This is a genomic window from Caulobacter sp. S45, from assembly GCF_903642205.1.
Lineage (GTDB): Bacteria > Pseudomonadota > Alphaproteobacteria > Caulobacterales > Caulobacteraceae > CAHJWH01.
The window spans coordinates 1-3,606 of sequence record NZ_CAHJWH010000222.1 but is presented as its reverse complement, the minus strand read 5'-3'; the positions used below and the strand labels follow the sequence as shown (position 1 = coordinate 3,606).

The window sequence follows — 3,606 nt, the reverse complement described above, 5'->3', positions numbered from 1 at the left end:
GGGCGGCAGGCCGAGCGCCTCGGCGAAGCTGGGCCAGGCGTCGTAGCCGGCCTGGAGCATGGCGTGGTCCGAAGCCGCGCCGCCGTCCAGCACCGCCTCCAACGCCGGCGAAAGCATGCCCGCCGCCACGCCCGAGGCGTTGTCGCCGAGCGGGCGCGGCTCGAACACCGTCACCCGCGCGCCGGAGCGGGCGGCGAGTGCGGCGATGCCGAGCCCCAGCACCCCGCCGCCAGCCACCGCCAGCTTCAGGCCGGACAGGGCGCGGGGGTTCAGGTTGCAGAGGGTGGACGCCACGAACGGGATGTAGGCTGTCCGAGGCTCCTAGAACATGATGTAGGAGCCGGAAACGCTAGTCGGGGGTGGGCGTCGCGCCCTGGGTGCGTTTAGGACCGCGCGCCCGCGGCCCCCTTGCGGAGCTTGGCCCAGCCGGAGGAGAAGGCGGAGGCCACGCTCGTCTCCTGGAAGGTCAGCACCTTCAACTCCTGCCCGTCCAGCGGGTCGGAGCGGACCATCATGTAGGGGGCGTCGCTGAAGGGGGCCATCTGCTCGGCCTCGTCCGACCGGCTTTCCATGAAACGGTTGAGGAAGCGGCCGAACAGGATGGCTTCCTCTCCGACTTTCACGGGAAGTGTCACAACGACGTCGGTCATCGACCCCAAAGCCCTCGACCTGCTCAACCCAGCCTTAAAGATGTTGCACCTGCGACGGTTGCGAGTCGAGTCATGCTGCAGTGCATCACGCAGCAGTGATCACGCCTTAAGCATTCCGTAACCACCCCCTCCGGGAGTGTCTATAACAAAGGCGTCCCCGGCCTCGACCTGCACCACCTCCGCGCTGGCCAGGACCTCGACTACCTCGCCCGCACGCTCGACTCGCGCTGCGCCCAGACCGCCGGGCTCGCCGCCGTCGGCGCCGAACGGTGGCACGCGTCGCCGGTTGGCCAGGATGGCGGCGGTCATGGGCGCGGTGAAGCGGACACGCCGGGTGACGCCGTCCCCGCCACGGTGAGCCCCCGCCCCGCCGCTCCCTCGCCGGACGGCGAACCGCTCCAGCACCACGGGGAAGCGGTGCTCCAGCACCTCGGGGTCGGTGAGGCGGCTGTTAGTCATGTGGGTCTGCACCGCGTCCGCGCCGTCATAGCCCGGCCCCGCGCCCGAGCCGCCGCAGATGGTCTCGTAATACTGCCGCCGCTCGTCGCCGAAGGTGAAGTTGTTCATGGTGCCCTGGGCCGCCGCCTGGACGCCGAGCGCGCCGTACAGCGTGTCGGTGATCACCTGGCTGGTCTCCACGTTGCCGGCCACGACGGCGGCCGGATAGCGCGGATTCAGCAGAGACCCTTGCGGCGCCACGAGGGTGATCGGGCGCATGCAGCCGTCGTTCAGGGGCATGTCGCCGTCCACCAGGGTGCGGAAGACGTAGAGCACCGCCGCCCGGCAGATGGACAACGGCGCGTTGAAGTTGTCCGGCAGCTGGGCGCTCGTTCCGGTGAAGTCCACCGTGACGCTGCAGGCGCTGTGATCGACGGCGACCCGCACGGCCACCACCGCGCCGTTGTCCATCTCGTAAGCGCAGCGCCCGTCCTTCAGGCGGGTGATGGCCTCGCGCACGGCGGCCTCGGCGTTGTCCTGGACGTGGCCCATGTAGGCGTCGACCACGGCGCGCCCGTGCCGCTGGACCATCGCCTGCAGCTCGCCCGCGCCCCTGACGCAGGCGGCCAGCTCAGCCTTCAGGTCGCCGAGGTTCTGCTCGATGTTGCGCGCCGGCCAGGGGCCGGAACCAAGCAGGCTGCGGACCTCCGCCTCCTTGAAGCCGTCGGCGTCGGCCAGGAGCACGTCGTCGATCATGACGCCTTCCTGCTCCACCGAGGTGCTCTGCGGCGGCATGGAGCCGGGGGTGATCCCGCCGATGTCGCCATGGTGGCCGCGGGCGGCGACGAAGTAGGCGGGCGCGCCCGCCGCCTCGTCCGCGAACACCGGCATGATCACCGTGACGTCGGGCAGGTGGGTGCCGCCGCGGTAGGGCGCGTTCAGCATGTAGGCGTCGCCAGCCCGCATGCCCCGGCCGTCCCGTCCCTCCCCCCGGGACGAGATGATGGTGCGCACCCCCTCCCCCATGCTGCCGAGGTGCACGGGGATGTGCGGGGCGTTGGCGATCAGGGCGCCGGTGGCGTCGAAGATCGCGCAGGAGAAGTCCAGCCGCTCCTTGATGTTCACCGAATGGGCGGTGTTCTGCAGGGCCGAGCCCATCTGCTCGGCCACCGCCATGAACAGGGTATTGAACAGCTCCAGCCGGACAGGATCGGGGCCCTCGACTTGCGAGCCCTCCTCCATCAGGGATGGGGGAGATCCGTGAGGGGTATCGGCGGTCAGCATCAGGTTACCGCGCCCATCCACCTCGGCCGCCCACCCAGGCTCCACCACCGCGGTCTGGCTGGGGTCGATGATGATGACCGGCCCTGCCCGGCGCCAAGCCACGGGCAGGGTGGCGCGATCGAAGACCGGCGTCGGGGTCGCTCCGCCAGCACTCCACATCTGCGCGATCATCAGCGGAGCGGCGTCGCCTTCAGTGGGCGGCATTGCGGAGCCTTCCGCGCCGGGCGCCCCGCCCGCGGCTTCGACGGAGAGCGCCTCCACCACCACCGGCTTGTCAGGGACGACGAAGCCGAACCGCAGACGGTGGGCGGTGTCGAAGTCGGCCCGCATCTTGGCGGTGTCGCCGAACGGGACCGGCAGGGCCGAGTCGGTCCCCTCGTACTTCAGGTGCGCCCGGCGGAGCGTCGACACCGAGACCGGGTCGACGCCCTGAGCCACGACCTCGGCTCGGGCGGTCTCGGCCAGGGCGTCGATCCGCGCCTCCAGCTCGGCCGCCGAGCCGGGGGCCAGGCGCTGCTCCACGCTCGCCTCGCGCAGCACGCGCACCTCGGCCTGGCCCATGCCGTAGGCGGACAGGACGCCGGCCAGCGGGTGGATCATCACCTGCCGCACGCCGATCGCCTCGGCGACGCGACAGGCGTGCTGGCCGGCCGCGCCGCCGAAGCAGGCCAGGGTGTAGCCCTCCACGTCGTAGCCGCGCTGGACGGAGACCTGGCGAATGGCGGCGGCCATGTTGTCCACCGCGATGGTCAGGAAGCCCTCGGCCACCGCTTCAGACGTGTATTGCCGGCCGGTGGCGCGGGAGACCTCCGCGGCCAGGGCGGCGAAGGCGGCGCGCACCACCTCCACGTCCAGAGGCTGGTCGCCGGCCAGGCCGAACACCTTGGGGAAGGTCTCGGGCTGGAGCCGGCCCAGCATCAGGTTGCAGTCGGTGACCGTCAGAGGCCCGCCGCGCCGGTAGCAGGCGGGTCCTGGATCGGCGCCGGCGGACGGCGGACCCACCCGCAGGCGCGCGCCGTCGAAGCGGCAGATGGAGCCGCCGCCGGCCGCCACGGTATGGATGCGCATCATCGGCGCGCGCATCCGCACCCCCGCCACCTCGGTGTCGAAGGTGCGCTCGTATTCGCCGGCATAGTGCGAGACGTCGGTGGAGGTGCCGCCCATGTCGAAGCCGAGCACCCGCTCGATCCCGGCGTCGGCCGCCGTCCGCACCATGCCGACGATGCCGCCGGCC

General features: G+C 71.5%; 3 protein-coding genes. All 3 read right to left on the bottom strand.

The window, feature by feature from the left end:
- A partial coding sequence (locus HUV06_RS15155) for an FAD-dependent oxidoreductase (protein WP_174302080.1) occupies positions 1–294 on the bottom strand: 294 nt, incomplete at its 3' end.
- Between the two features lie 89 nt (positions 295–383).
- Positions 384–650: a hypothetical protein gene (locus HUV06_RS15150; protein WP_217433918.1), complete on the bottom strand. Its 267-nt coding sequence runs from the start codon at positions 648–650 to the stop codon at positions 384–386.
- A gap of 99 nt (positions 651–749) precedes the next feature.
- The coding region (locus tag HUV06_RS15145; protein ID WP_174302078.1) for a hydantoinase B/oxoprolinase family protein at positions 750–3,606 on the bottom strand (2,857 nt) is incomplete at its 5' end.

Coding starts and splice junctions, on each gene's coding strand:
- HUV06_RS15150 (WP_217433918.1), bottom strand. CDS start 650: ATGACCGACGTCGTTGTGACACTTCCCGTGAAAGTCGGAGAGGAAGCC.